This window comes from Tardiphaga sp. vice154 (assembly GCF_007018645.1).
In the GTDB taxonomy this organism is placed as follows: Bacteria; Pseudomonadota; Alphaproteobacteria; order Rhizobiales; family Xanthobacteraceae; genus Tardiphaga.
The window spans coordinates 2,345,975-2,369,389 of sequence record NZ_CP041399.1; the positions used below are offsets into that span (position 1 = coordinate 2,345,975).

Annotated in this window: 29 protein-coding genes and 1 pseudogene; 22 read left to right on the forward strand and 8 right to left on the reverse strand. The window is 65.4% G+C overall.

Annotated elements, in window-relative coordinates:
- Window positions 1-4 precede the first annotated feature (4 nt).
- The 3 genes from FIU28_RS10885 to FIU28_RS10895 all read left to right on the forward strand — a co-directional run bounded on the left by FIU28_RS10885 (window position 5) and on the right by FIU28_RS10895 (window position 1,360).
- Window positions 5-241, forward strand: coding sequence for a hypothetical protein (locus FIU28_RS10885; protein WP_143572989.1), 237 nt, complete (start codon window positions 5-7; stop codon window positions 239-241).
- Window positions 234-416, forward strand: coding sequence for a hypothetical protein (locus FIU28_RS10890; protein ID WP_143572990.1), 183 nt, complete (start codon window positions 234-236; stop codon window positions 414-416). Before FIU28_RS10885 ends, FIU28_RS10890 begins: the two co-directional genes overlap by 8 nt.
- A 251-nt stretch (window positions 417-667) precedes the next feature.
- On the forward strand, window positions 668-1,360 hold the full coding sequence (locus FIU28_RS10895; RefSeq protein WP_143572991.1) for an HK97 family phage prohead protease: 693 nt from the start codon (window positions 668-670) through the stop codon (window positions 1,358-1,360).
- A gap of 36 nt (window positions 1,361-1,396) precedes the next feature.
- Here the strand turns inward: FIU28_RS10895 and FIU28_RS10900 are convergent, their stop codons facing one another.
- On the reverse strand, window positions 1,397-1,891 hold the full coding sequence (locus FIU28_RS10900; RefSeq protein WP_168209942.1) for a Spy/CpxP family protein refolding chaperone: 495 nt from the start codon (window positions 1,889-1,891) through the stop codon (window positions 1,397-1,399).
- Between the two features lie 230 nt (window positions 1,892-2,121).
- Here FIU28_RS10900 and FIU28_RS10905 point away from each other — a divergent pair, with 230 nt between their 5' ends.
- The gene (locus FIU28_RS10905) at window positions 2,122-3,381 is read left to right on the forward strand and encodes a phage major capsid protein (RefSeq protein ID WP_143572993.1); all 1,260 of its coding nucleotides are present in this window, start codon (window positions 2,122-2,124) and stop codon (window positions 3,379-3,381) included.
- A gap of 84 nt (window positions 3,382-3,465) precedes the next feature.
- Here the strand turns inward: FIU28_RS10905 and FIU28_RS26390 are convergent, their stop codons facing one another.
- Together FIU28_RS26390 and FIU28_RS10910 are read right to left on the reverse strand one after the other, a co-directional pair.
- Window positions 3,466-3,630: a hypothetical protein gene (locus FIU28_RS26390; protein WP_168202914.1), complete on the reverse strand. Its 165-nt coding sequence runs from the start codon at window positions 3,628-3,630 to the stop codon at window positions 3,466-3,468.
- 87 nt (window positions 3,631-3,717) lie between these two features.
- On the reverse strand, window positions 3,718-4,095 hold the full coding sequence (locus FIU28_RS10910) for a hypothetical protein (RefSeq protein WP_168202915.1): 378 nt from the start codon (window positions 4,093-4,095) through the stop codon (window positions 3,718-3,720).
- Between the two features lie 312 nt (window positions 4,096-4,407).
- Here FIU28_RS10910 and FIU28_RS10915 point away from each other — a divergent pair, with 312 nt between their 5' ends.
- From FIU28_RS10915 to FIU28_RS10935, 5 genes are all read left to right on the forward strand, one after another.
- A complete protein-coding gene (locus tag FIU28_RS10915; RefSeq protein WP_143572995.1) occupies window positions 4,408-4,791 on the forward strand; it encodes a hypothetical protein in 384 nt (127 codons plus the stop codon).
- Entirely contained in the window at window positions 4,788-5,321 is a 534-nt protein-coding gene (locus FIU28_RS10920) for a hypothetical protein (protein ID WP_143572996.1), read from the forward strand. Before FIU28_RS10915 ends, FIU28_RS10920 begins: the two co-directional genes overlap by 4 nt.
- 129 nt (window positions 5,322-5,450) lie before the next feature.
- Entirely contained in the window at window positions 5,451-6,812 is a 1,362-nt protein-coding gene (locus tag FIU28_RS10925; RefSeq protein WP_246660942.1) for an FRG domain-containing protein, read from the forward strand.
- A 206-nt stretch (window positions 6,813-7,018) separates the two neighbouring features.
- Window positions 7,019-7,648, forward strand: coding sequence for a hypothetical protein (locus FIU28_RS10930; RefSeq protein WP_143572997.1), 630 nt, complete (start codon window positions 7,019-7,021; stop codon window positions 7,646-7,648).
- Window positions 7,536-8,885: a DNA-packaging protein gene (locus FIU28_RS10935; RefSeq protein ID WP_143576139.1), complete on the forward strand. Its 1,350-nt coding sequence runs from the start codon at window positions 7,536-7,538 to the stop codon at window positions 8,883-8,885. Before FIU28_RS10930 ends, FIU28_RS10935 begins: the two co-directional genes overlap by 113 nt.
- Before the next feature lie 89 nt (window positions 8,886-8,974).
- Here the strand turns inward: FIU28_RS10935 and FIU28_RS10940 are convergent, their stop codons facing one another.
- The 4 genes and pseudogenes from FIU28_RS10940 to FIU28_RS10955 all read right to left on the reverse strand — a co-directional run bounded on the left by FIU28_RS10940 (window position 8,975) and on the right by FIU28_RS10955 (window position 11,307).
- Window positions 8,975-9,169: a hypothetical protein gene (locus tag FIU28_RS10940; RefSeq protein WP_143572998.1), complete on the reverse strand. Its 195-nt coding sequence runs from the start codon at window positions 9,167-9,169 to the stop codon at window positions 8,975-8,977.
- 125 nt (window positions 9,170-9,294) lie between these two features.
- Window positions 9,295-9,411 (reverse strand): annotated as a pseudogene (locus FIU28_RS26945) (S1 family peptidase); the annotation flags it as partial.
- Window positions 9,412-9,446: 35 nt separating this feature from the next.
- Window positions 9,447-10,466, reverse strand: coding sequence for a hypothetical protein (locus FIU28_RS10950; RefSeq protein ID WP_143572999.1), 1,020 nt, complete (start codon window positions 10,464-10,466; stop codon window positions 9,447-9,449).
- 88 nt (window positions 10,467-10,554) lie between these two features.
- The gene (locus FIU28_RS10955) at window positions 10,555-11,307 is read right to left on the reverse strand and encodes a S1 family peptidase (protein ID WP_246660943.1); all 753 of its coding nucleotides are present in this window, start codon (window positions 11,305-11,307) and stop codon (window positions 10,555-10,557) included.
- A 60-nt stretch (window positions 11,308-11,367) separates the two neighbouring features.
- On the opposite strand from FIU28_RS10955, the gene FIU28_RS10960 reads away from it, so the two are divergent.
- The 10 genes from FIU28_RS10960 (at window position 11,368) to FIU28_RS11005 (ending at window position 17,815) form a co-directional block, all read left to right on the forward strand.
- On the forward strand, window positions 11,368-11,934 hold the full coding sequence (locus FIU28_RS10960) for a head-tail connector protein (protein WP_143573000.1): 567 nt from the start codon (window positions 11,368-11,370) through the stop codon (window positions 11,932-11,934).
- Window positions 11,931-12,251: a head-tail adaptor protein gene (locus FIU28_RS10965; RefSeq protein ID WP_143573001.1), complete on the forward strand. Its 321-nt coding sequence runs from the start codon at window positions 11,931-11,933 to the stop codon at window positions 12,249-12,251. The genes FIU28_RS10960 and FIU28_RS10965 overlap by 4 nt, the downstream gene beginning before the upstream one ends.
- 16 nt (window positions 12,252-12,267) lie before the next feature.
- On the forward strand, window positions 12,268-12,678 hold the full coding sequence (locus FIU28_RS10970; RefSeq protein WP_143573002.1) for a DUF3168 domain-containing protein: 411 nt from the start codon (window positions 12,268-12,270) through the stop codon (window positions 12,676-12,678).
- Window positions 12,679-12,689: 11 nt separating this feature from the next.
- Window positions 12,690-13,097: a phage major tail protein, TP901-1 family gene (locus FIU28_RS10975; protein ID WP_143573003.1), complete on the forward strand. Its 408-nt coding sequence runs from the start codon at window positions 12,690-12,692 to the stop codon at window positions 13,095-13,097.
- Window positions 13,098-13,275: 178 nt separating this feature from the next.
- Window positions 13,276-13,596 (forward strand): gene transfer agent family protein, encoded by a 321-nt coding sequence (locus tag FIU28_RS10980; RefSeq protein WP_143573004.1) that lies wholly within the window; start codon window positions 13,276-13,278, stop codon window positions 13,594-13,596.
- Complete coding sequence (locus tag FIU28_RS10985; RefSeq protein WP_143573005.1) at window positions 13,593-13,796, forward strand: rcc01693 family protein; 204 nt, start codon at window positions 13,593-13,595, stop codon at window positions 13,794-13,796. Before FIU28_RS10980 ends, FIU28_RS10985 begins: the two co-directional genes overlap by 4 nt.
- On the forward strand, window positions 13,789-14,340 hold the full coding sequence (locus FIU28_RS10990) for a phage tail tape measure protein (RefSeq protein ID WP_143573006.1): 552 nt from the start codon (window positions 13,789-13,791) through the stop codon (window positions 14,338-14,340). Before FIU28_RS10985 ends, FIU28_RS10990 begins: the two co-directional genes overlap by 8 nt.
- 161 nt (window positions 14,341-14,501) lie before the next feature.
- Window positions 14,502-15,140 (forward strand): DUF2460 domain-containing protein, encoded by a 639-nt coding sequence (locus FIU28_RS10995; protein ID WP_143573007.1) that lies wholly within the window; start codon window positions 14,502-14,504, stop codon window positions 15,138-15,140.
- 180 nt (window positions 15,141-15,320) lie between these two features.
- Window positions 15,321-16,229 carry a DUF2163 domain-containing protein gene (locus tag FIU28_RS11000; RefSeq protein ID WP_143573008.1) on the forward strand — a complete coding sequence of 303 codons (909 nt, stop codon included), beginning with the start codon at window positions 15,321-15,323 and terminating at the stop codon, window positions 16,227-16,229.
- Window positions 16,230-16,684: 455 nt separating this feature from the next.
- A complete protein-coding gene (locus FIU28_RS11005; protein WP_246660944.1) occupies window positions 16,685-17,815 on the forward strand; it encodes a lanthionine synthetase C family protein in 1,131 nt (376 codons plus the stop codon).
- 176 nt (window positions 17,816-17,991) lie between these two features.
- On the opposite strand, the gene FIU28_RS11010 is transcribed toward FIU28_RS11005, so the two are convergent.
- Window positions 17,992-18,309, reverse strand: coding sequence for an antibiotic biosynthesis monooxygenase family protein (locus FIU28_RS11010; RefSeq protein WP_143573010.1), 318 nt, complete (start codon window positions 18,307-18,309; stop codon window positions 17,992-17,994).
- A 170-nt stretch (window positions 18,310-18,479) separates the two neighbouring features.
- On the opposite strand from FIU28_RS11010, the gene FIU28_RS27340 reads away from it, so the two are divergent.
- The 3 genes from FIU28_RS27340 (at window position 18,480) to FIU28_RS11025 (ending at window position 23,412) form a co-directional block, all read left to right on the forward strand.
- On the forward strand, window positions 18,480-18,584 hold the full coding sequence (locus tag FIU28_RS27340) for a helix-turn-helix domain-containing protein (RefSeq protein ID WP_368039343.1): 105 nt from the start codon (window positions 18,480-18,482) through the stop codon (window positions 18,582-18,584).
- A 530-nt stretch (window positions 18,585-19,114) separates the two neighbouring features.
- Window positions 19,115-19,555 carry an NlpC/P60 family protein gene (locus FIU28_RS11020; protein WP_143573011.1) on the forward strand — a complete coding sequence of 147 codons (441 nt, stop codon included), beginning with the start codon at window positions 19,115-19,117 and terminating at the stop codon, window positions 19,553-19,555.
- Complete coding sequence (locus FIU28_RS11025) at window positions 19,555-23,412, forward strand: baseplate multidomain protein megatron (RefSeq protein WP_143573012.1); 3,858 nt, start codon at window positions 19,555-19,557, stop codon at window positions 23,410-23,412. The genes FIU28_RS11020 and FIU28_RS11025 overlap by 1 nt, the downstream gene beginning before the upstream one ends.
- The last annotated feature ends 3 nt before the right edge of the window (window positions 23,413-23,415 follow it).

The window sequence follows — 23,415 nt, forward strand, 5'->3', positions numbered from 1 at the left end:
CGACATGACCGACCTGATCCGGATTTTCTCGGAGCGGGGCGATCTGGCGCATCTCGCTCTGCTGTCATGGGCGCTGGCGGCGAGTGCCGCGGCGTTCCTGCTGCTGCGCGAGCTGGTGGCCGCGATGCGCCGCTTCGACGATTTCGTGCGCGAGCTGCAATCCTTCAACCGCCGCGCCGAGCGAAGGCTGCGGCTGGTCGATAGCCCCGATGATGACCATGCGAGGAGCGATCATGGATAGTTTGCACCAGATGCTGCGCTCGATCCGCCCCGACACCAAATCCGGCCCCGACCATCTCGACGTGTTCCGCGAATTTCTGGCGCAACTGGATGCCTTGCAGCGCGCGGCGACGACCAGGCGCCCGCGCGAGCAATCCCCGCGCCGCAAACCGGTGAAACGCAGCAAGGCCGGGTAGGGCTTCTTTCTTCCCTCTCCCCAGGGCGCAGCGCAGCTGCGCCGGGTGGGAGAGGGTGGACGCGCGATAGCGCGGCCGGGTGGGGGTGCCACGCGCGCCGTCGCTTGTGGCACCCCCACCCCGGCCTCCACTTCCAACGATGCTGTCGCATCGTCGTCCGTTCGGCCGACCCTTCCCGCCTAGGGGGGGGAGGCCATCGGCGCCGCACCGAACAATTCAGACTTCTTCCCCCGCACCCTGCGAGGCTGCCGATGCATGCGCCGCTCACCCCTTCGTCGCGGCTGAAGCTGCATGCCGACGGCACCATCGAGGGCTATGCCAGCCTGTTCGGCGCGGTCGACCAGGCGCGCGACATGGTGATGCCCGGCGCCTTCACCCAAACGCTGAAGACGCGCGGCTTGCGCAAAATCCCGATGCTGTTCCAGCACGACCCGGCCGAGCCGATCGGCATCTGGCTCGAACTAACAGAGGATTTTCGCGGGCTGCGCGCGCGCGGCAAACTGATTCCGGACGTGCGCCGCGCCCGCGAATTGCTGGCGCTGCTGCGCTCGGGCGCGATCGACGGGCTGTCGATCGGCTACCGCACGAAGCGCGGCGTGATCGAGCCGCGCAGCCGGATCCGCCATCTGTACCAGGTCGATCTGTTCGAGATTTCCATCGTCACCTTCCCGCTGCTCGACGGCGCCCGCATCGACGCGGTGAAACAGGCGCCGCCGTCGCGGGGCCGCGCCCAGGCCGAACGCGACTGGCAGGCGATGCAGCAGGGCAGCCTGTCCAAAGATCTCACCGGCGCCGCGGACGTACCGGCGCCGGCGAGACGCGGCCGCGCGACGACCTCGCTGCGCGGCCGCGCCGAGCGCAAGCGCGCGCTGCAGGGCGTCGCGGCGCGAGCCATGTTCAGCCTGCGGGCGTGCAACCCGGGCGCCGACCCGCCGCGACGGTGATCGTCGGACGGATCGCCACCGGGCGCGACCGCGGCGTTACCAGGCCTCGCGCATGTGCCAGAAGTGGCGGCGGCCGGAGCCGGAATCGAACCGCGCCTTCTGCGCTTCGGTGAGGCCGGCATAGAACGTATCGAGCGACGGGCGCACCATGGCGATGGCCGTTATCATGGCGCCGGCGCGGCTTTCCATCGCCTCCATCCGGGCCGGCACGCTGCGCGACGGGCTGGAAGGGCAGGCGGCGCGCATCGTCTCGGCGGCCTTCGCGGCGCTGGCGGCATAGGCCTCGTAGGCGGCGCGCTGGGTGTCGTCGAGCCGCAGATCCTGGGCGACGCGGCTGGCGCTGGCGACCGTGAAGGCGCGCGAACCGGACCGGCACATCCGCCCGAACCCCGGGGCGTTCTCCGGCCCGTGGCCCGGCCAGAAGCCGCGATCCATCATCATCGGCGGTCCGTTGAACGGCTGGGCCGAGGCCGCGCCGCCACCCGCCGCCAGCAGCAGTGCGGCGAACATCATTCCACGAAGCAGTGTCATGTCCGAACCCTCTCGTTGCAGGGCGCACATACTCGCCGCTCGACCGCGCGGCGCATTGCGACAGATCAATCCTGCCGCGGCGACCGGCAGGGGATGCAGCGCGCCAGCGACAAACCCGACGCCGCGCGACCGACCCATTCACGCCGTCGATCCGCTTGTTGCGAGCTGTCGCGCGTGGCGGCTTCGCATGTCCGTTCACCCCGAAATCACCCACAAACCAGGAGACCACCATGGATTATGACATCACCGACACCGCTCCCGAGCACAAGGCCGGCTTTGCGCCCGGCCGCGACGGCGTCGACGAGCTGCGCTCGACGTTCGAGGAATTCAAATCGGCCAATGACGAGCGCCTCGCCAAACTCGAGCGCGGCCGCGGCGACGTCGTGCTGGAGCAGAAGGTCGATCGCATCAACGCCGCGCTCGACGCGCAGCACCGAAGGCTCGACGAGGTCGCGCTGAAGCAGGCGCGGCCGGCGATCGAGGGCGGGCGGCGGCCGGACGAGGTGGCGGCGATCGCGAGGGAGCACAAGAGCGCGTTCCACACCTATGTGCGCTCCGGCGACACCGAGGGGCTGCGCGCGATCGAGACCAAGGCGATGACGATCGGCTCCAATCCCGACGGCGGCCATCTGGTGCCGGTCGAGCTGGAGCAGGCGATCGGCGCGCGGCTGGCGGTGATCTCGCCGATCCGCAGCATTTCCGGCGTCCGCGAGATCTCCGGCAGCGTCTACAAGAAGCCGTTCCTGATCACGGGGCCGGCGACCGGCTGGGTCGGCGAGACCGGCGCGCGGACGCAGACCGCCTCGCCGTCGCTGGATGCGCTATCGTTCCCGGCGATGGAGCTCTACGCCATGCCGGCGGCGACCTCGACGCTGCTCGATGATGCCGCCGTCGATCTCGACGCCTGGCTGGCCGGCGAGATCGACCAGGTGTTCGCCGAGCAGGAGGGCATGGCCTTCGTCAGTGGCGACGGCGTCAACAAGCCGAAGGGCTTTCTCAGCTATACCAATGTGGCCAACGCGTCGTGGAGCTGGGGCAACCTCGGCTACGTCGCCTCCGGCGCAGCCGGCTCCTTTGCGGCGAGCAATCCGTCCGACACGCTGATCGACCTGATCTATGCGCTGCGGGCGGGCTACCGGCAGAATGCGAGCTTCGTGATGAACCGGCGCACCCAGGCCAGCGTGCGCAAGTTCAAGGACTCGACCGGCACCTATCTGTGGCAGCCGCCGGCCACGGCGTCGGGCCGCGCCAGCCTGATCGGCTTTCCGCTGGCCGATACCGAAGACATGCCGGACGTCGCGGCGAACTCGCTGTCGATCGCTTTCGGCGACTTCCGCCGCGGCTATCTGATCGTCGACCGCCAGGGCGTCCGCGTGCTGCGCGATCCCTACAGCGCGAAACCCTACGTGCTGTTCTACACCACCAAGCGCGTCGGCGGCGGCGTGCAGGACTTCGACGCGATCAAGCTGATGAAGTTTGCGGTGAGCTGACGAATGCGTAGGGCGGGTTAGGCGCCTCCGCCAGAGCCCGCAGGGCGAAGGCGGATGCGCCGTAATCCGCCACGTTTGTGAGGATCACTGCGGCTCGCTCGGCCGGTCGCGCTCGTGGCTCTCCGCCTCGGCTGCCGCGCAGGCATCGACGCCGCGGCATTTGCTTTTATAGACGAAGGTGCCGGCCACGGCCGAGCCGATCAGCACGACCGCCAGCAGCCACATCCAGTTTCGCTTGAGATAGGTCATGTCGTCGATTCCCCACGATTCGCGGCGTTGCGAATGACTGCTACCACATCACCTCCTGCGCAGGGCGGCGCGGGTGCGCGCGGCCCGTCAGCGCTCCTCGAACGCCGGCCAGCAGCCGTCGTCCTCATGGCTGCCGGTGCGCTCCTGGCAGCCATTGTCGAGCAGCCTTCGGCCGACGTCCTGCCAGACGGCGTTCGGGCCATTGAGCCGGATGGCATCGATAGTCTGGATCTCAATGGTGCGGTCGCAGCGCCGGCACCAGACGCGCAACAGATGAAGCGGGATTTCCGCCAGCCGGCGGCTCTGGATCGGCACGCCCTTTGTGCGGCCGCGAGGATCGCGCAGCACGGCGTCCCAATAGGCCTCGGGCAGGGGATCGCCCGGCCCAGGCACCGGCTCCGGCGGCACGGCCGCGCGCCGCGCGGCGTCGGCGGCCAGTTTGTCCATCTGTTTCGGTGTCGGCATGCGCCAGCTCGCGGGTCTGTCAGTCATGGAGGTGATTAGAACGAAACAAGAACGGATTGTCGAGTCTGATTATACGAGAACCAGAGACATTCATGGCTTCTGCAAACGGTAACCGAACTCTAAATTCTGACGTTTACGATGTTGCTTGGTCCGCAACGCGCGTCTGTCCGCAGCATCGATGACGACAACCATGCCTGCTTCCAGTAACGTCAGATATCACGCTACAGGCTCGGCACCGGCACATGGTATCCGAGCGAGCAACCTTGATTTTCGGCCGCGAACATGCCTACTTCAAGTTGTAGGTGAGGCCAAATGTCCCAAGCAGTGTCCGACCGCGCTCCAAGCAATGTTGATCAACTCTATGCCACGATACGAACAGCGATACGGTCCGCAGCAACCGTCGCTGTTTTCTACTTCGCGTTTCAGGCGCTGGAGGCATTAGGAGGTCAAGATACGAACCTGTCGATCGCAGTATCGCTGGTTTTCTCGGCATTTGCAGAGCTGAAATTCGCGATAGCGCTGGCAGGCATTAGCGCAACGACCATATGGGCTATAGCTGAACGCAAATTGCGTCACAGGAAAGTTGATTATTTACAGGAGCGAATCAAGCGCCTCGAAACCATCATTGATTCTGGCCGTAGTAGTTCCGGCTTAACGACTACAGGCCAGACGCATCCGGGAGACTTGATCAAATGACCGTTTATGCCGAAGCGATCGCCGGACTATTTGCATTTTCCTTGCTTTTGCTTTTTCTGTTCGGTCCTTGGCAGCAGACAGCCACCGATTTTGCTAGGCAAATTGTCTTCGAGCGTCGCGATCAGTGGTTTGATTTAGCGCATGCAGGGCACATCGATTTTGATTCGACCGAGTATAGGCAAGTGCGCGACGCACTCAATTCGTTGATCCGCTTTGCTCACGAGTTGACTCTTACGCGTTTTATATTCGCGATTGCCGCGGGCGAAACTGAAGGTCCATCTGAATCGAGCAAGGCAATCAGAAGGATTGTCGATGAGTATGCGCAGGGTGAAGCTCGTCGAATAATGACAGAAGCCCGGCAGGCTATGTTTGCGATGGTCGCCCTAAAGTCTCCGTTATTCCTATTAGTCGCAGCTGTCATCGGCACCTATGCGCTTCTCATCGGTGGTCTCACTCGTTTTCTTAATCTGTTTTCCGGTGTCGAACATGCGTTCGGCGAGCAGATGGAAGCAGAAGCCGAAAGCGCTTAATCGAGCACCAATAATCTGCGCGCAGTGCGGGTTTGCGCTTAGCGCGTTCTCCTGCAACAACAGCGCGGTTAATCGAGGGGTAGCGAGTCATGCCATTCGGGCTAATCTCACCGTATGGACTTTAGGCGAATGGTAAACAGCTTCAATTACATTTCCTTCGGTAACTGGGAGTATATCGAGGGAAACGTCGGTGTGGTAACCATGGGCCGTGGGCGCATGTTCGAGTACACGCCTCCTGATATCGAAAAAAGACTTGAGGGCCTTGATCCCACAGCGATTTCCTTTCTTGAGACGCTGCCTACCTTTTTGTGCAGCGAGATCAGATCGACCGGCAGCGTCGTATCCATGCTCATTAAGTACGGTCGTATCTCCTACACCGCGCCAGAGCGAAAAGAGGTCTCTACCACCTTCGTGACTCTTATCGATTTTGGTGAAGTAGTATTTGAAAACATCGAGACGGCCGGGGCGGTGTTTGGTGCGGATCGTTTTCAGCTTTACCGCACTCACTGGGCAGTCCGAGAAGGCGACGCGAAGGAGGTTCTAGCTCGGCTAGCTAAAATCAAGCCCGATTTTGCCGACCTCGTGTCGCAAGGCGCGCTTGCCCCTGCCGTTGTTGGGATCCAGCCACCGCCTCGCGACAAGAAAATCCTTGGCGTTGCCGACAGCGTGGAGTCATTCTTGAAACTGCTCTACGGCTCGTCGGCAAAGGAGGCGACCGAGACGTTCTTTCGAGGTCACATGGACGCCCGGTATGAACTGACGCCGTCCCTGCTGCGCAAATGGGAAAATGGCGATTGGCAGTTTATGCCGAGCGAAGATCGTCTTTGCAAGGAGTTGCTGATAGCTCATCACGATGAGTTTCATGGAGATCAGTATTGCTTCGACCGCATCGTTCGAATGCAGCACTACGGCCTTCCAACACGGCTGCTCGACATCTCTGGAAATCCGCTGGTGGCACTTTTTTTCGCCTGCTCGGGCAAGCCGGATGAACTCAAGATCGACGGTGAGGTTATCGTCTTCCAGGTTTCATCAGATCGCGTGAAATATTACGATTCGGACACTGTGAGTTGCCTAGCAAACCTCTCAAACCTGACCTACGTACAGAAGAACGAAATTGATCTCAGTCTCGACCAAGATGCTTTCAACGAGACGAACGTCGCTGGAAAACTTCTCCACCACATCAAGTCTGAGAAGGGGTTTTTTGAAGGGCGGATCGTTCCCGACGATCTTAGGTCAATCATCTGCGTTAAAGCCAAGCGCACCAACACGCGAATCAAATCGCAGTCCGGCGCCTTTCTGCTCTTTGGGCACGAGGCGGCCCTTCCCGATGCGGGCCAAGAGGGGATCGAAATTAGCCGGGTCACGATCCAGAACAAGGCGCAAATTCTCCGCCAGCTTGACCGCATAAACATTAACGCCACCACGGTCTATCCAAGCATTGACCAGACAGCAATTCACCTGCGGGAACGTCTTACCGAGCAGCGCTTGTGACAAGAAACAGCCGCGCTTTTAAGAGTTGAATGCCAGCTAGTCTGCCTTAGATTGTAGTGCGGGCTAGGCGTGCTTCGCGCCATAAGCCGCCGCAGCAGCGCCGTTAATTTTGCCCGGCGGACTACGCCCTTTGGGCTGAACCGCCCACAGGCCTTTGAAGTTACCACCCGTCCAGCAGCCAATGGCGGTTACGCCCGGTGCCCCCCATGAACGATCCACCGCTGCACAATCGCGTCCGCGGTTTCACGGACGAGGCGCTCGCCGACATCCGCCGGCGCTATGTGGAGACCGACGAGACGACGGCGTCGATCGCGGAATCCTATGGCATGAATCGCAACACGGTGACCGCGACCGCCAAGCGGCAGGGCTGGCCGATGCGGCGCGACAGGCCGCCGCGCGAATTGCCGGCGGAGTTGCGCGGCACCGCGCCGGCCACGGGCACTAGCGCCGCGGCCTTGGCCGCCGAGGCCGCCATCCTGGAGGCCGAAGCGGCCGACAAGGATGCGCTGCCGCTGGCGCTGCGGCTGGAGCAGGCGGTGGTCCGCGAGTTGGCCAGGGTGGAGCGGCGCACCGGCGGCGGCGTCGCCATGCGGCCCTCGGAATCCGAGCGCGTGGCCCGCACGCTGTCGACCCTGACCCAGACCCTGTTCAAGGTGCGCGCGCTGCGCGAGCCGGGAAGCGTGAGTGCCGATGCCCAGCATGACGACATGCCCGCCGACCTCGATGGATTCCGTGACGCGCTTGCGCGCCGCATTGAGGCGTTTGTCGCAAGCCGGGCTGACGACGGACTGGCTGGCGCAGGCGAACCTCCAGGCCCAGCTTCGCCTGCAGCATGATTTCGCGGCGCTGGCGCATCGGCATCAGGAACATGCCGAGACCGGCAACAATGGCGGGCCGTGGACGACCTGGCTGAGCCTCGGCGGTCGCGGCGCCGGCAAGACGCGCACCGGCGCCGAATGGCTGCGGGCGATGGCGCTCGGCCTTCCGCCATTCGCCCATCGCGCGCATGGCCGCCTCGCGCTGGTCGGCGAGAGCTGGTCGGACGCCCGCGACGTGATGATCGAGGGCGAGTCCGGCATTTTGAACGTCTCGCCGCGCGCCGAGCGGCCGCAATGGACCGCGACGCGCAAGCGGCTGGAATGGCCGAACGGCGCGATCGCCAATGTGTATTCCGCGGAGGAGCCGGACGCGCTGCGCGGTCCGCAATTCGAGGCGGCGTGGTGCGACGAGCTGGCGAAATGGCGCTATGCGGAAGCGGCGTTCGACACGCTGCAATTCGGGCTGCGGCTCGGCGACCGGCCGCGCCAGCTCATCACCACGACGCCGCGGCCTTTGCCGATCATCAAGCGGCTGCTGACCGACCCACGCACGCGGGTGACGCGGGCGCCGACGCAGGCCAATGCGGCGTTCCTGGCGCCGGCGTTTCTCGACGCCGTGGTCGGCCGCTATGCCGGCACGCGAATGGGCCGGCAGGAACTGTCAGGCGAGTTGATCGAGGACCGGCCGGACGCGCTGTGGTCGCGGGCGCGGATCGAGGCCTGCCGGGTGGACGCCGCGCCTGATCTGCCGCGCATCGTGGTGGCGATCGATCCGCCGGGCTCGTCAAAACCCGGCGCGGATGCCTGCGGCATCGTCGCCGCCGGACGCACCGAGAACGATATGTACTTCGTGCTGGAGGACGCCTCCGCGCGTGGCCTGTCGCCGGCCGCCTGGGCGCACAAGGCCGTGGCGCTGTATCGGCGATTGCACGCCGACACGCTGGTGGCCGAGGTCAATATGGGCGGCGAGATGGTCCGCGCGGTGCTGCGCGAGGTCGATAGTGAGGTGCCGCTGCGCGAGGTGCACGCCACGCGCGGCAAATATCTGCGCGCCGAGCCGGTGGCGGCGTTGTACGAGCAGGGCAGGGTGAAGCATGTCGGCGCCTTCCCGGAGCTGGAAGACGAGATGTGCGACTTCGGCCTGAACGGCCTGTCGTCCGGCCGCTCGCCGGACCGGCTCGACGCGCTGGTCTGGGCGATCACCGCGATGATGTCGAAGCGGACTTTCGGCGGGCCGCGGATACGGCTGTTGTAAGCATGCCGAAAACGACGCCCGCCCTTCTATCGCACCGGCTGCGGCATCGGACGCCATGCGGCGTCCCTACATCGGATATCAGCCGGTGATCAGGAGAGCAGCCGTCTCAACGGTTGCTTGCGTCGCGTTTTTTGAGGGCGGGGAAGACCCGACAAATCCGCCGCTTCCAGCGCGCTCAATTGCAGGAGGTAGCACAGAGTGTGCATGTTGGAGTTCTTGGCCATGCCGGCCAGATGAAGGCACATCTCGTGGATGTAGTCGGCAACTTCGCCGGGTTTCGCCATCGCCACCCCCCTTGGTTGATCCAAGGTAAGAGCGCGTCCCGCGTCGTTGCAATGGAACTCTCTGAGCGTGGTGAATCGTCGAGGCACTTGCCCAAAATTTGCGCAGGCCCTCACAGCCCCGCGCCTCAGCCTCTTGCCGTCTGCACCACCCAATCGCGGTACAGCGTCGGCGGCGTCACGCCGGCGAGGCCGCCGCAGCCGGCGGTATTATTCGCCCCGGTTTACCATGACACCACCCCGACGTTTTTCGCGGCGCCGGAGCGTTGCTGCACCAACGCTATGGTCGCGCCGTGCCGTCCGGCCGGTAGAGATATTGTTTGCCGTCCTTGGCAGGATCGATCATGAAAATGAAATCGTCGTCGTCGATCCCCTCCACCTTCACCCGCTTGAATTTCTTGCTCCAGTCCGGTGGCTGCAGTCCCATACTTCTGAGCGCCTTGGGACTATACCAGTTGGTTGCGCCATGGACCGGATCGTGAGCTGCCGGATCGCTGTCGGCGAGACGCGCATCGGCTGCGTGCAATGAATCGGTCAGGCTGGCGATGTAGCTGGCGCGGCTGTAATCGTCGGGGCTGTCGCGAAATCGGCTCTCGTGCAAGGACCAGTCGCTGATTTGCTTGGGATTGGACGGGAAGGTGGCTAGGCCGCCGTTGAAATTCAGCCATCCGTACATCACGCACTTCTTGGCATGCGCAGATCGGTCGCGGGCTTCATTCATACCGACGTCGGCGAGCAGTTCGACGTGTTCGAGCGGGTGCTTCGCAGTTACGCCCGAATAGGCCTCGGTGTAGTTTTTCGACAATTCCCTGCGCTCGTTCAGGAAGAGCGCTTTTTTGTTGATCTCGCCAGTGAAGCGCTCGGCGGTCTCGTTCAACCGTATCAGCCTTGATGCCCGATCGCCGAGTGGCTTCTTGTCGGCCTTCAGTTGCTTGATTTCGTCTTCCAGCTTCTGAATGTCGGCAAGAACGTCGTTGAGCTTTTTTGTGCGCTTGGCAACATCGGCCTCGCGCTCCCGAAGATTTGCCGCCATCCACGTTGCATATTGCTCATAGCCGTATTTGGCGCAGATGCTGCAGCGCTGCCGTCCGCCGGTGCCTTCCTCATAGTTGGTGGCGAGGATGCGTTTGCCGGCCGGGCAGGCATGGTCATGATAGACGTCGGGTTCCTCGTCTGCGCGGGTGTGGAACGGCATGCGCTTTTCCGGTGCTGCCTTGGCCGTCGAAGGCTTGCGGGCCTTGCGCGAAGGCTTGGGCGAGCCAGGCTGCGGAGTGGAGTCCGGTTGGGTGGAATCGGTCATTATTTCCTCCGACATCTTGCCTCAGTCGAAGAAGAATAACCGTTTGATCCACAACCTTGCGTTGATATGGGTCAAACGGTGTCGATGCCTACAGCCCCGCGCCCCAGCCGCGCGCCGTCTGCACCACCCAGTCGCGGTACAGCGTCAGCGGGGTCACGCCGGTGAGGCCGCCGCAGCCGGCGGTGTTGTTCGGACCCGTCGACCATGACACCACGCCGATGATGGTCGCGCGGCCGGATTGCGGCTGCACGACCGGCGCGCCGGAATCGCCGGTGCAGGCGCCAAGCCCGCCACTCGCCGGATCGACCAGTCTGATCTGCAGCCGGCCGGGCTGGCTGGTGGAGATCAACGATGCCGCGCGCACCGTGCCGCCGCTCTTGCCGTCGCCCGGCCGGGTGACGCCGATGCCGGCGATCGTGAAGGATTGACCGGCGGCGATCGGCTCCAGCGGCACGCCGAGCGCAGCCACCGGCTTCGATAAAGGCTGGCTCAGTTGCAGCAAGGCCACGTCGGCGCTGGCGCGGCGCGCCTGGATGCCCTGCGGGTTGAACTGCGGATGCAGCGCCACGCGGCGGACGTCGCGCAAGCTTGGCGCGCGGCTGGCGTCATACAGCACGATCTTGGTGTCGGTGTTGCCGTGCAGGCAATGCGCCGCGGTCAGCACCAGGTCAGGCGCGATCAGCGCGCCGGAACAGAAATTGCCGCGCGAGCCGACGATCGTGATCACCGAGGCGGCGATGCCGCTGCTGCTCTCCGGCGCGCCGCCGACCATCGCGGAGGCGGGCGCGATCAGCGCGAGCGCGACCAGTGCAGCAATGCATGTTTTGAGCGGCGGCTTCATCGGCGGATGTGAGCCCGTCCGCGCGCGATCTGTCAACTCACCCCGTCCACAGGAGCGACCATGCCGATCATCCTTGTGCCGCCAGCCGGCGAGCCGTTGTCGCTCGCTGAGGCGAAGGCGTTTTTGCGCGTCGAACATGAGGACGACGACGCGGTGATCGCGGCGCTGATCGCGGCGGCGCGCGGCCAGATCGAGGCGCTGACGCGGCGCGCGCTGCTGACGCAGACCTGGCGCGTCGTGCGCGATGGCTGGCCGAAGGATGGCCGCCTCATCCTGCGCGCCGGGCCGCTGCGCCGCGTGGTGGCGGCACGGGTGTATGACGCGGCCGGCGTTTCGCATGCGCTCGACGTGCAGCGCTTCGTGGTCGACGTCGCGGCGGATGCGGTCGCGTCGCCCGGCTGGGCATGGCCGGCGCCGGGCCGGGCTGCGGCCGGCATCGAGCTCGATGTCGAGCTCGGCTACGGCAACGAGGGCGCCGACGTGCCGGCACAGCTTTGCCAGGCGCTGCGAATGCTGGTGGCGCATTGGTACGATTTTCGCGGCGTGGTGGCGATCGGCGGCAACGCTGCGCTGCTGCCGGCCGGCGTCGCCGCGCTGCTCGGCCCGTATCGGGGGGTGTCGCTATGATCGACGCCGGGCGATTGAAGACGCGGCTCATGATCGAGGCGCCGGTCGAGCTCGAGGACGGGCAGGGCGGCGTCAGCCGCAGCTACGCGCCGCAGGCCACGCTATGGGCCGCGGTAATGCCGATCGCCGCGCGGCGCGACGTCGAGGCCGATGCGGATGGCGCGAGCGTGCGCGTGCGCGTCGTGCTGCGCGGGGGCGTGGCGCTGAGCTTGCAGCACCGGCTGCGCGACGGCGCGCGACTTTATCGCATCGTGTCGTTCCGCGACATCGACGACGGCCGCTTCGTCGAGATCGAGGCCGAGTGGCGCATCGACTAGTCCCAGGGAGTTCACCATGCCTGCTGCCCATGTCGCGCTGCGCGCCGCGATCCATGCCGCGCTCGTCTCGGACACAGGACTTGCCGCCGCGCTCGGCGGGCCGCATGTCCATGACGCGCCGCCGCGCGACGCGGCCTTTCCCTATGTGACGCTCGGCGACGCCCGCCTCACGGATATTTCGGGCGACGACGCGCCGGCCCAGGAGCATCAGCTTACGCTGCACGCCTGGTCGCGGCAGGGCGGCCACAAGGAGGCCCATGTCATCACCGGCGCGTTGCTCGCCGCGCTCGACGACGCGCCGCTGGCGCCCGCCGGTCATCGCCTCGTGACGCTGCGCTTTGCCATCGCCGACATCCGCCGCGAGGCCGACGGCCGCACCTATCATTCTCTGGTGCGGTTTCGCGCCGTCACCGAACCCTCGATTTAACGGAGCACATCATGGGCGCACAGAAGGGCAAGGACCTTTTGGTCAAGATCGATAGCGGCGCGGGCTATGTCACCGTCGCCGGATTGCGCAGCCGGCGGATCGCCTTCAACGCCGAGCTGGTCGACATCACGCACGCCGAATCCGTCGATCGCTGGCGCGAGCTGCTGGCCGGCGCCGGCGTGCGCCGCGCCTCGGTGTCCGGCCGCGGGCTGTTCCGGGACGGCGCGTCGGACGCGATGGCGCGGCAGGCGTTCTTCGACGGCGCGATCCTCGACTGCCAGGTCATGGTGCCGGATTTCGGCGCCATCCAGGGCCTGTTCCAGATCGCCAGCCTGGAGTTTTCCGGCGAGCATAATGGCGAGGTGATTTTCGACGTCGCCCTCGAAAGCGCCGGCGCGCTGAATTTTGCGGCGCTGTGATCTCACCCTCCCCTGGAGGGGGAGGGTCGTTCATCGCGATGCGTAGCATCGAGATGAGCGGGGTGGGGTGACACTTTCGATAGTTGCGCGCGTGGCTCACCCCACCCCGTCTCGCAAGACGCTTCGCGTCTGGCTCGTCGACCCTCCCCCTCGAGGGGAGGGTAAACAGGAGATCCACATGCCGAATTCCCATCGCGGTGAAATCGAAGCCGTGCTCGGCGGGCGCCGGCATACGCTGGTGCTGACGCTCGGCGCGCTGGCCGAGCTGGAGGCGGCGTTCGGCGCCGGCGACCTGGTGGCGCTGACCGAACGCTTCGGCTCGGGAAAATTGTCGGCGCGCGATCTGATCCGCATCCTCGGCGCCGGTCTGCGCGGCGCCGGCGAAGCGATCGGCGACGACGAGGTGGCGGCGATGACCGCGGTGGGCGGCGCGGCCGGCTTCGTCGGCATCGCGGCCGAGCTGATCGCGGCGACCTTCACGGAGCGGACAACGTCATGAAGCCGTTTCCGTGGGACGAGGCGATGCAGTTCGGCTTCGGCGTGCTCAGGCTTTCGCCTGACGCGTTCTGGCAGATGACGCCGCGCGAGCTTTCGCAGGCGGTGATCGGCGTGCGCGGCGCCGCCGTGACGCCGATCGATCGCGGCGGGCTCGAACAATTGATGCAACGCTTTCCGGACCAGGGAGTGCGCCATGAGTGATAGCAGCGACTGGTCGGCCTCCGGCACGCTCGACAGCCTGCGTGGCAAGACGCTGGATCTGACCGCGGCGGTGAGCGGCTTTTCCAAAGTGATGACGCAGGCCTTTGCCAGTTCGGTCACCGGCGGCAAGGCGTTCGAGGACGTCTTGAAATCGCTGGCGCTGAAATTGTCGGATCTGGCCGTCAAGGCGGCGTTCAGGCCGCTGGAGAGCGCGCTGGGCGGCGGGTTGCAGGCGCTGACGTCGGGGCTGTCCGGCACGCCGTCGACAAACATGCGGCTGTTCGCCGCCGGCGGCGTGATCGGCGCGCCCAGTTACTTTCCGTTGGGTGATGGCGGCGTGGGCCTCGCCGGCGAGGCCGGGCCCGAGGCGATCATGCCGCTGCAGCGCGGCGCCGACGGCCGGCTCGGCGTCGCCGGCGGTGGCGGCGGCAACAATATCCATATCTCGATCGCGACGCCCGATGCCGAGAGTTTTCGCCGCTCGGAGAGCTACCTCACCGGCCAGATCGCGCGCGCGGTGGCGAGGGGGCAGCGGAGTTTGTGATCCCGGTGTTGCAACAAACTCCGCCGTCATCCTGAGGTGCCGTCGCACATGCGACGGCCTCGAAGGATGTGCCGCAGACGCCAGCGTTTGTGGTCGCATCCTTCGAGGCTCGCTCTTCGAGCGAGCGCCTCAGGATGACGGCCTTCTTCATGGAAATCATCATGACCGCCTTCCACGAGATCCTGTTTCCGCTCGACATCACCATGAAGAGCGCCGGCGGGCCGGAGCGGCGCACCGAGATCGTGTCGTTCGGCTCCGGGCGCGAGCAGCGCAATGCGCGCTGGGCGCATTCGCGGCGACGCTATGACGCCGGCTACGGCATCAAGACGCTCGGTGCGCTGCAAAGCGTGGTGGCGTTCTTCGAGGAACGCCGTGGCCAGCTTCATGGCTTTCGCTGGCGCGACCGGCTCGACCATTCGTCGGCGCAGCCTGGGCAGCCGCCGTCGCCATTCGACCAGGGCATCGGCGCCGGCGACGGCACCACCGCGACCTATCAATTGCTGAAAAGCTATGGCGAGGGACCGGCGCCCTATGCGCGGCCGATTGCCAAGCCGGTGAGCGGCAGCGTGCGCGTCGCGGTCGGCGGCGTGGAAGTCGCAAGCGACCGCTTCGGTGTCGATGTGACGACCGGCATGGTGACCTTCGCGACCCTGCACCGGCCGCCGGCGGGCGCATCAATCACCGCCGGTTTCCTGTTCGATGTGCCGGTGCGGTTCGACACCGACTATCTCGAAGTCGATCTGTCCGCCTTCACCGCCGGGGCGATCCCGAAAATTCCGATCGTGGAGATCCGGCCATGATCTTTCACCCTCCCCTGGAGGGGGAGGGTCGCTCATCGCGATGCGCAGCATTGGGATGAGCGGGGTGGGGTGACACGTTTGATAGTTGCGCTCGCGGCCCACCCCACCCCGTCTCGCAAGACGCTTCGCGTCTGGCTCGTCGACCCTCCCCCTCCAGGGGAGGGTAAGAAAGGAAGGGCCATGAGAAGCGTTCCCGCAGCACTGCAGGCCAGACTGGACTCCGGCGTCACCACGCTGGCGCAGCTGTGGAAGCTGTCGCGCCGCGATGGCGGCGTGCTGGGTTTTACCGACCATGATCGCGATCTGGTCATCGACGGCGTGACCTATCGCGCCGGCACCGGCTTTGGCGCGTCGGAGGCCTCGCAGCGCTTCGATCTGTCGGTCGATGGCGGCGAGGTGGCCGGCGCGCTCGATGACGACGTGCTGACCGAGGCCGATCTCGCCGCCGGGCGCTATGACGCCGCCGGAATCGAGGCCTGGCTGGTCGACTGGAGCGACGTGACGTTGAAGCTTCTGGTGGCGCGCGGAAGGCTCGGCGAGGTCAGGCGCGAGGGCACCGCCTTCACCGCCGAATTGCGTGGGCAGGCCGATCTGCTGTCGCAGGAGAGCGGCCGGCTCTACACCGCGAAATGCGGCGCCGATCTCGGCGATGCCCGGTGCCGCGTCGATCTCGCCAGCGCGGCCTATCGCGGCAGCGGCAGCGTGCAGGCGGTCGAGGGCACGTCGCTGTTCACCGCCACGGGGCTCGACGGCTTTGCCGACCGCTGGTTCAGCGCCGGCCGATTGAGCTGGGTCAGCGGCGGCAATGCCGGGCTGTCGATCGAGATCAAGCTGCATCGAAACATCGACGGCGAGGTACGGCTGACGCTGTGGCAGGCGATGCCCGAGCCAGTCGCGATCGGCGACGCCTTCACGCTCACCGCCGGCTGCGACAAGCTGCTGGCGACCTGCCGCGACCGCTTCGCCAACGCCGACAATTTTCGCGGCTTCCCGCATATCCCCGGCAACGACTTCGTCCTCAGCTATCCCAACGCCGGCACCGTCAGCGACAGCGGCGCGTCGCTGGTGTTGCCGAAGAGCGTGGGGTGAGTTTCACCACATAATCACCAGCGAAGAGCCAAGCGGCATCATGCGCGAAAGTCGCGGCCTCCTCCTTCTCCCCTTGTGGGAGAAGGTGGCGCGGACGAAGTCCGCGTCGGATGAGGGGTCTCTAGGCGTGTACTCATAAATTGCGCGCTTGTGTGGGAGCTTGAGGCAGGTCCGCTATCCGCCGTATTGCAGCCTTAAATTGGAGATCGCCTCAGGTCCGAAAAGTGCCAGAGGGAGACATTGACTCCTCATTGCTGCGCCGCGTTGAACCATTTCAGATGGTGCAGTCGGTTTGCCGAGCGGCACGCTTTGGAATAGCTTTCGTTCAATCGTGCGATCCTTACTTGCCTCATCTGAAATACAGATGGATAGCGCTCAGGAGCCCCTACGCAATGATTACCCCTGGACGTCATCGTCCGCTTGTACAGGACGCTTGGAACGAATCGGATGTTCGGGTGGCGATCGAAGAAATTGCGGCCGATGCGGTCACCCATTTCCATCCCGACACCTTCTGGCCGGCTCACCCCAGTGACGACGGGGTGGGAGATGGCGACCCCAGCTTCTACAAGGGCGCGGCGGGTGTCATTTGGGCACTCGATTACTTACATCGGATAGGGGCTACCCGTGTCGCCGAAGACTTTCGCTCTGTGCTGCCAGAGCTGATAGATCGGACAGTTATCGACCACCAAGCCAGTTCGCCGACTGGTTACGAGAAGCATGGCTCACTGCTTCGCGGCGACATGGGGGCGGCACTTCTCGCAATGCGCCTTGAGCCGACATCGAGCCTCGCCGACCTGGTTTATAGGCGCGCCGAATCAAATGATGGACTGCCAATCCGAGAACTCATGTGGGGTATGCCGGGGTCGATGGTTGCGGCAGTCCACATGGGCAAGTTGACGGAGGAAGAGCGATGGCGCGGCCTCTTTCAAGTGCAGGCAGCGCGGCTATTTGCCGAACTGGAGGACACGCCGCAAGGTCCACTTTGGACCCAGGATCTTTACGGTGCGAAAGACCGCTTTCTCGGGCCAGTTCACGGCTTCGCCGGCAACGTCATCCCTTTATTGCTCGGATGGAATTGGTTGACGGCGGCGCAGCGAGCGCACGTGGCCGAATTTGTGCCGAAGACGCTTGAAGCGAATGCATGGCGGTACGAAATTGGAGCAACATGGGGTCCGAGAAGCAAGCGCGAGAAGCGACTGTTCATATGCCAGCACTGTCACGGCGCGCCGGGAATGGTTACGACCTTTGCTGACGCGCCCTTCGCTACGCCGGAATTCGACGCGCTTCTGTTGGATGGCGGGCGCTTTGCTTGGACCGCCGGACCGCTAACAAAGGGCTCGAACCTTTGCCACGGCACGGGTGGAAATGGCTACGCATTCCTCAAGCTCTACCGACGCACGAATGATCAGATTTGGCTCGACCGCGCGCGCCGGTTTGCCATGACTGCCATCTTCCAGTATCGCGGTGCTCAGATGGTTGCTGGCCGCGGTCGGTATTCGCTTTGGACCGGTGACATCGGTCTTGCAATCTACCTTTGGGATTGCATCACAGGGGACGCTCGGTTCCCAACTATCGATGTGTTCTGACTCTAGCGAGCTAGGACCGCCTTGGATCAAACGCGACCAGACAGCCCGGCAATCCGCCAGCCGCTGTGTGCCAACAACCTACATAGACTATTGTTGAAATAAACTGTCGGCGCGCGCCAGCACTACGGCTGAAATTTCCATTCCGATCGCCTCCCTTGCTTTCGATTGATGATCATTCAAGCGCAGCGGGGCGCCTTTGCTGTCCACATCCGCTCCCGAATAACGCTGCAAATCTGGTATTTGAATTCGCTGAAAAAGGACTCTACGCCACGCCTCTTTGCCTTGCCGTGCTCGGGATCAATACGCCATTGATGAAGCGCTTCCTCGGTCTCGAACTCGACGATCGTCACCCGCTCCCCATCGTCCGCAACGAAACCCTTGTGCGATATGTAGCCGGGGATTGTTCTCGCCAGTTCGCTCATGCGTTTTGCCATCGGACCATACTCGTCCTGGGCACCGGGCTTCATCCGGGAGCGAAATACCGTGACGATCATGGGATGTCCTTTTTATTCTGATGATGCCGTCGTCTCAGATCAGGCTATACCCAATGCTACTCATCGTATGAAATGAATAATAAGGATCAAAAACATCTCTTGATGAGATATCGCCGAACAGGTGGATCTGTCGGATCGTCAGATATTTGCTGCCGTGGTGCGCGAAGGCGGTGTCACGCGCAGCCAAGCGGCTGCACCGCGTTCAATCCAACAACACGACGCGTATTCGTCAACTCGAAGAGCACATTGGCGTTGTCGCAAGCGGCGGTCCGTAATTGCCGATGTCTGTTTTGAGTCAAACGCGACCAGACAGCCCGGCAATCTGCCAGCCGCTGTATGCAAGATACCGGACATTTTCCGACGGCTCGACTTGGTCGCTTTCATCTCAAAACTGGACAACGTCAAAGTCATGCCGGCTTGTCGGCGTCCATAGCTTGGTGCACTTTCGCTTTGTGATGATCCCGACGCTTCAATGCGGATCCATCCCGGCAACGGTTTCGTCCTCAGCTATCCCAATGCCGGCACCGTCAGCGACAGCGGCGCGTCACTGGTGCTGCCGAAGAGCGTGGGGTGAGTGTCACCAAATAATCACCAGCGAATAGCTAAGCCGCACAATGCGCGAAAGTCGCGGCCTCTTCCTTCTCCCCTTGTGGGAGAAGGTGGCCGCGCGCAGCGCGGTCGGATGAGGGGGCTGCACAGTCGGAGACTGTGGCTACCCCTCACCCGTCTCGAACGCTTCGCGTTCGATCCACCCTCTCCCACAAGGGGAGAGGGAAGAAATCCACACTTCGATCAGAGATTTCCCATGCCCCATCCGCTCACCCGCGCCGCCATTGTCGCCGAGGCGCGCGACTGGATCGGCACGCGCTACCGGCATCAGGCGTCGCTGAAGGGCACAGGCTGCGATTGTCTCGGTCTGGTGCGCGGGGTGTGGCGGGGCTGCGTCGGCTGTGAGCCGGAAGCGCCGCCGCCTTATGCGCCGGACTGGGCGGAAGCATCAGGCGAGGAAGCGCTGGCGGAGGCGGCGTTGCGGCATCTCGTGCCGGTTGCGCTCGATACGTTCGGTGCCGGCGACATCCTGCTGTTCCGCTGGCGCGCGGGGCTGGTCGCCAAGCACGCGGCGATCGCGACCGGCGAGGCCACCATGGTGCACGCGCATGACGGCGCGTCGGTCTGCGAGGTAGCGCTGGCGCCGTGGTGGCGGCGGCGGCTGGCCTTTGCCTTTGCATTTCCCGGAGTAGGCTGATGGCAGCGCTCGTACTTTCATCGGCAGGCGGCGCGCTCGGCGCGGTGTTCGGGCCGATCGGCGCGATCGCCGGACGCATCGCAGGCGCGGTGGCCGGCAACATGCTCGACCAGGCCTTGTTCGGCAGCGGCGGCGGCGATCGCAGCACGACCGGGCCACGGCTCGCCGATCTCGACGTGATGGCCTCGACCGAAGGCGCGCCGATCCCGCGCGTCTATGGCCGCGCGCGGTTGAGCGGCCAGGTGATCTGGGCGACGCAGCTCGAAGAAGTCGCGACGACGACGGAGAACGCGGACGACAGCGGCGGCAAGGGCTTTGCCGCGGCCGGCGCCAGTTCGACGGGCACGACGACGGACTATACGTACTTCGCCAATTTCGCCGTCGGGCTGTGCGAGGGCCGCATCGGCCGCGTCAGTCGGATTTGGGCCGACGGCAAGCCGCTCGATCTCGATGGCATCAATCTCCGCGTCTATCGCGGCGACGAGACCCAGCCACCTGACGGGCTGATCGTGGCGAAAGAAGGCGCCGGCAATGCGCCGGCCTATCGCGGGCTGGCCTATGTCGTGTTCGAGCGCCTCGCGCTGGCAAGTTTCGGCAACCGGATTCCGCAATTGTCGTTCGAGGTGGTGCGCCCGATCGGCCTGCTGGAAAACATGACGCGCGCCGTCACGCTGATCCCCGGCAGTACCGAATTCGGCTACGAGCCGTCGGCCGTGGTGCAGGTGACGGGACCCGGCCAGTCGGCGCCGGAGAACCGCCATGTCGCGCATGCGCGCTCCGATGTGGTGGCGGCGCTTGACGAGTTGCAGGGCGTCTGTCCGAACCTCGAGCGCGTGGCGCTCGTGGTGGCGTGGTTCGGGTCCGATCTCCGCGCCGGCCATTGCGTCGTGCGGCCGGGGATCGACAATGCCGCCAAGACCACCAGTCCGCTGGCCTGGTCGGTCGATGGCGTGACGCGCGCATCGGCCTATCTGGTATCGCAGATCGAGGGTCGCGCGGCGTTCGGCGGTACGCCGTCGGATGCCAGCGTGACGCATCTGATCGCCGAGCTGAAAGCGCGCGGGCTGAAAGTGACGCTGTATCCGTTCGTGATGATGGACATCGCCGCCGGCAATGCGCTCACCGACCCCTATAGCGGCGCGGCGTCGCAGCCGACCTATCCGTGGCGTGGTCGCATCACCTGCGATCCCGCACCGGGACGGCCGGGCTCGCCGCAGGGCACCGCGGCGGTTGCCGCGCAGGTGGCGAATTTCTTCAGCGGCGGCATCTGGAACTATCGCCGGCTGGTGCTGCATTATGCGCAGCTCTGCGCCGCCGCCGGCGGGGTCGATGCCTTCCTGATCGGCTCGGAGCTGAAGGCGCTGACGCGGCTGCGCGCCGGCGGCTTCTATCCGGCGGTCGATGCGCTGGTGTCGCTGGCGGCCGAGGTCAAGGCGACGCTGCCCGGCGCGCTGGTGACTTACGGCGCGGACTGGACCGAATATGGCGCCGATGTTTTCGACGGCGACGTGCGGTTTCCGCTCGATCCGCTGTGGGCCTCGCCCGCGATCGGCGCGGTCGGCATCGATTACTATGCGCCATTGGCCGACTGGCGCGACGAGGCCGGCCATCTGGATTCGCAGCAGGCGACCTCGATCTATGACCGCGGCTTTTTGCGCGGCAATGTCCGCCGCTGCGAGGCCTATGACTGGTACTATTCCGATGACGAGGCGCGCGACGCGCAGGACCGCGTCGATATCACCGACGGGCTCGGCAAGCCCTGGACCTACCGCGTCAAGGATCTGTGGAGCTGGTGGTCGAACCTGCATGTCGAGCGCGCCGGCGGCGTCGAACTGGGCGCGCCGACCGGCTGGGTGCCGGGCAGCAAGCCGATCTGGCTCACCGAACTCGGCTGTCCCGCGGTCGACAAGGGCGCCAACCAGCCCAGCGTGTTTCCCGATCCGAAATCCTCGGAGAATTTCGCGCCGTATTTCTCCGATGGCGCGCGCGACGATCTGATGCAGCGGCGCTATCTTGAGGCGGTGCTGCAGGCCTTCGATCCCGCGTTCGGCGCCGATGCGACCGACAATCCGGTCTCGCCAATCTATGGCGGGCGGATGGTCGAGGTCTCCGCGATCCATCTGTGGACCTGGGACGCCCGGCCGTTCCCGGTGTTTCCGGCCGCCGATGACATCTGGGGCGACGCCGCCAACTGGCACGCCGGGCACTGGCTGAGTGGCCGGCTCGGCGGCGCGCCGCTCGATGCGCTGGTCGCGGCGCTGCTGGCGGACGCCGGTGTCGGCGGCGTCGATGCCTCGGCGTTGCGCGACAGTTGCGACGGCTATGTGGTGGACCGCCCGATGACGCCGCGCGCGATGATCGAGCCGCTGGCCAGCGCTTACGCGTTCAACGCCACCGCCGCCGACGGCACGCTGCGCTTCGTGCCGCGCGGTGGCATGGCCGTGATGGAAATCGCCGAGGACGATCTGGTCGATGCCGGAAAGGTGGCGCTGTCGCGGCTGACCCGCGCGCAGGAGACCGAGCTGCCGCGCCAGGTCTCGCTCGGCTTCAGCGATCCGCTGGGCGACTATCGCCGCGCGGCGGTGACCTCGCGAAAACTGACCGGCGGCGCCAGCCGGATGCTGCACGCCGACCTCGCGATCATCACCGACGAGGCGGCGGCGACAAGGCGCGCCGAGATCTGGCTGCAGGATATGTGGGCCGGCCGCGAGCGCGCGGAATTCGGCCTCGGCATGAACGCGCTGAAACTGGCGCCGGGCGATGTCGTGGCGCTGACGCTGAAGGGACGGCGCCGGCTGTTCGAGATCGACGGCCTCGTCGATACGCAATCGCGCGCGGTCACGGCGCGCAGCATCGACCCGGAGGTGTTTGCGGTGCCGCTGGCCGTGCCGGACATCCGCCGGCCTTCGATCCCCGCCGCGCTCGGGCAGGTCGCCGTCCATGCGCTCAATCTGCCGCCGATCGATCCCGCGCAACCCGACGTGCTGACGCGGCTGGCGGTGTTCGCCAGGCCGTGGCCGGGCACGGTCGCGATCTGGCGGTCGCCGGATCAGGCGAGCTATCAGATCGCCGCCACGGCGACGGCGCCTTCCGTGCTCGGTGAGACGCTGGACGCGCTGCCGGCCGGGCCGGTGGCGCGCTGGGACCGCGGCAATCGTGTTCGCGTGCGATTGTACGGCGGCGCGCTGACGTCGCTGAGCGAGGCGCGCGTGCTGGCGGGCGGCAATGCCGCGGCGCTGCGCCATCCCGACGGCGGCTGGGAAGTGCTGCAATTCGCGCAGGCCGAGCTGGTCGGCAGCCAGACCTGGCTGCTGTCGCTTCTGCTGCGCGGGCAGGCGGGTTCGGAGCCCGCGATGGTCGCGGTGCTGCCGGCGGGCGCGGCCTTCGTGATGCTCGATTCACGGCTGGTGCCGATTGCTGTGGGGCTCGACCGGCTCGACCGCGCGATGCGGCTGCGCATTGTCGCCTGCGGTCGCAGCCATGACGATGCCAGCGCGGTGGCGCTGACGGTGACGCCGGACGCCACCGCGCTGAAACCCTGGGCGCCGGCGCATCTCCGCGCCATCCGGCAGGCCGACGGCGTGCATGTTTCGTGGATCCGCCGCAGCAGGCAGGACGGCGACGGCTGGGGCATCGAGGTGCCGCTCGGCGAAGCTGCCGAAGCGTATCGGCTGCAGATCCTGTCCGGCGGCAGCGTGGTGCGGACGTTCGAGGTCGCGACATCGCAGGCGATATACGCGACGGCCCACGAGCTCGCCGATTTCGGCGCGCCGCAAACCGCGCTGCACATTCGTGTCGCACAGCTCTCCGCCACGGTCGGCGCGGGGCAGGTCGCGGAGGTGACGCTGCAAGTGTAGTAT

Coding starts and splice junctions, on each gene's coding strand:
- FIU28_RS10940 (WP_143572998.1), bottom strand. CDS start 9,169: ATGGCGAAACCCGGCGAAGTTGCCGACTACATCCACGAGATGTGCCTT.
- FIU28_RS10975 (WP_143573003.1), top strand. CDS start 12,690: ATGGGCGCACAGAAGGGCAAGGACCTTTTGGTCAAGATCGATAGCGGC.
- FIU28_RS10915 (WP_143572995.1), top strand. CDS start 4,408: ATGTCCCAAGCAGTGTCCGACCGCGCTCCAAGCAATGTTGATCAACTC.
- FIU28_RS10995 (WP_143573007.1), top strand. CDS start 14,502: ATGACCGCCTTCCACGAGATCCTGTTTCCGCTCGACATCACCATGAAG.
- FIU28_RS10895 (WP_143572991.1), top strand. CDS start 668: ATGCATGCGCCGCTCACCCCTTCGTCGCGGCTGAAGCTGCATGCCGAC.
- FIU28_RS10910 (WP_168202915.1), bottom strand. CDS start 4,095: ATGCCGACACCGAAACAGATGGACAAACTGGCCGCCGACGCCGCGCGG.
- FIU28_RS10990 (WP_143573006.1), top strand. CDS start 13,789: ATGAGTGATAGCAGCGACTGGTCGGCCTCCGGCACGCTCGACAGCCTG.
- FIU28_RS10935 (WP_143576139.1), top strand. CDS start 7,536: ATGGATTCCGTGACGCGCTTGCGCGCCGCATTGAGGCGTTTGTCGCAA.
- FIU28_RS10955 (WP_246660943.1), bottom strand. CDS start 11,307: ATGAAGCCGCCGCTCAAAACATGCATTGCTGCACTGGTCGCGCTCGCG.
- FIU28_RS11020 (WP_143573011.1), top strand. CDS start 19,115: ATGCCCCATCCGCTCACCCGCGCCGCCATTGTCGCCGAGGCGCGCGAC.
- FIU28_RS10965 (WP_143573001.1), top strand. CDS start 11,931: ATGATCGACGCCGGGCGATTGAAGACGCGGCTCATGATCGAGGCGCCG.
- FIU28_RS10930 (WP_143572997.1), top strand. CDS start 7,019: ATGAACGATCCACCGCTGCACAATCGCGTCCGCGGTTTCACGGACGAG.
- FIU28_RS11000 (WP_143573008.1), top strand. CDS start 15,321: ATGAGAAGCGTTCCCGCAGCACTGCAGGCCAGACTGGACTCCGGCGTC.
- FIU28_RS10920 (WP_143572996.1), top strand. CDS start 4,788: ATGACCGTTTATGCCGAAGCGATCGCCGGACTATTTGCATTTTCCTTG.
- FIU28_RS10960 (WP_143573000.1), top strand. CDS start 11,368: ATGCCGATCATCCTTGTGCCGCCAGCCGGCGAGCCGTTGTCGCTCGCT.
- FIU28_RS10950 (WP_143572999.1), bottom strand. CDS start 10,466: ATGACCGATTCCACCCAACCGGACTCCACTCCGCAGCCTGGCTCGCCC.
- FIU28_RS10925 (WP_246660942.1), top strand. CDS start 5,451: ATGGTAAACAGCTTCAATTACATTTCCTTCGGTAACTGGGAGTATATC.
- FIU28_RS10885 (WP_143572989.1), top strand. CDS start 5: ATGACCGACCTGATCCGGATTTTCTCGGAGCGGGGCGATCTGGCGCAT.
- FIU28_RS11010 (WP_143573010.1), bottom strand. CDS start 18,309: ATGATCGTCACGGTATTTCGCTCCCGGATGAAGCCCGGTGCCCAGGAC.
- FIU28_RS10980 (WP_143573004.1), top strand. CDS start 13,276: ATGCCGAATTCCCATCGCGGTGAAATCGAAGCCGTGCTCGGCGGGCGC.
- FIU28_RS10900 (WP_168209942.1), bottom strand. CDS start 1,891: ATGACACTGCTTCGTGGAATGATGTTCGCCGCACTGCTGCTGGCGGCG.
- FIU28_RS10985 (WP_143573005.1), top strand. CDS start 13,593: ATGAAGCCGTTTCCGTGGGACGAGGCGATGCAGTTCGGCTTCGGCGTG.
- FIU28_RS10970 (WP_143573002.1), top strand. CDS start 12,268: ATGCCTGCTGCCCATGTCGCGCTGCGCGCCGCGATCCATGCCGCGCTC.
- FIU28_RS10890 (WP_143572990.1), top strand. CDS start 234: ATGGATAGTTTGCACCAGATGCTGCGCTCGATCCGCCCCGACACCAAA.
- FIU28_RS26390 (WP_168202914.1), bottom strand. CDS start 3,630: ATGACCTATCTCAAGCGAAACTGGATGTGGCTGCTGGCGGTCGTGCTG.
- FIU28_RS10905 (WP_143572993.1), top strand. CDS start 2,122: ATGGATTATGACATCACCGACACCGCTCCCGAGCACAAGGCCGGCTTT.
- FIU28_RS11025 (WP_143573012.1), top strand. CDS start 19,555: ATGGCAGCGCTCGTACTTTCATCGGCAGGCGGCGCGCTCGGCGCGGTG.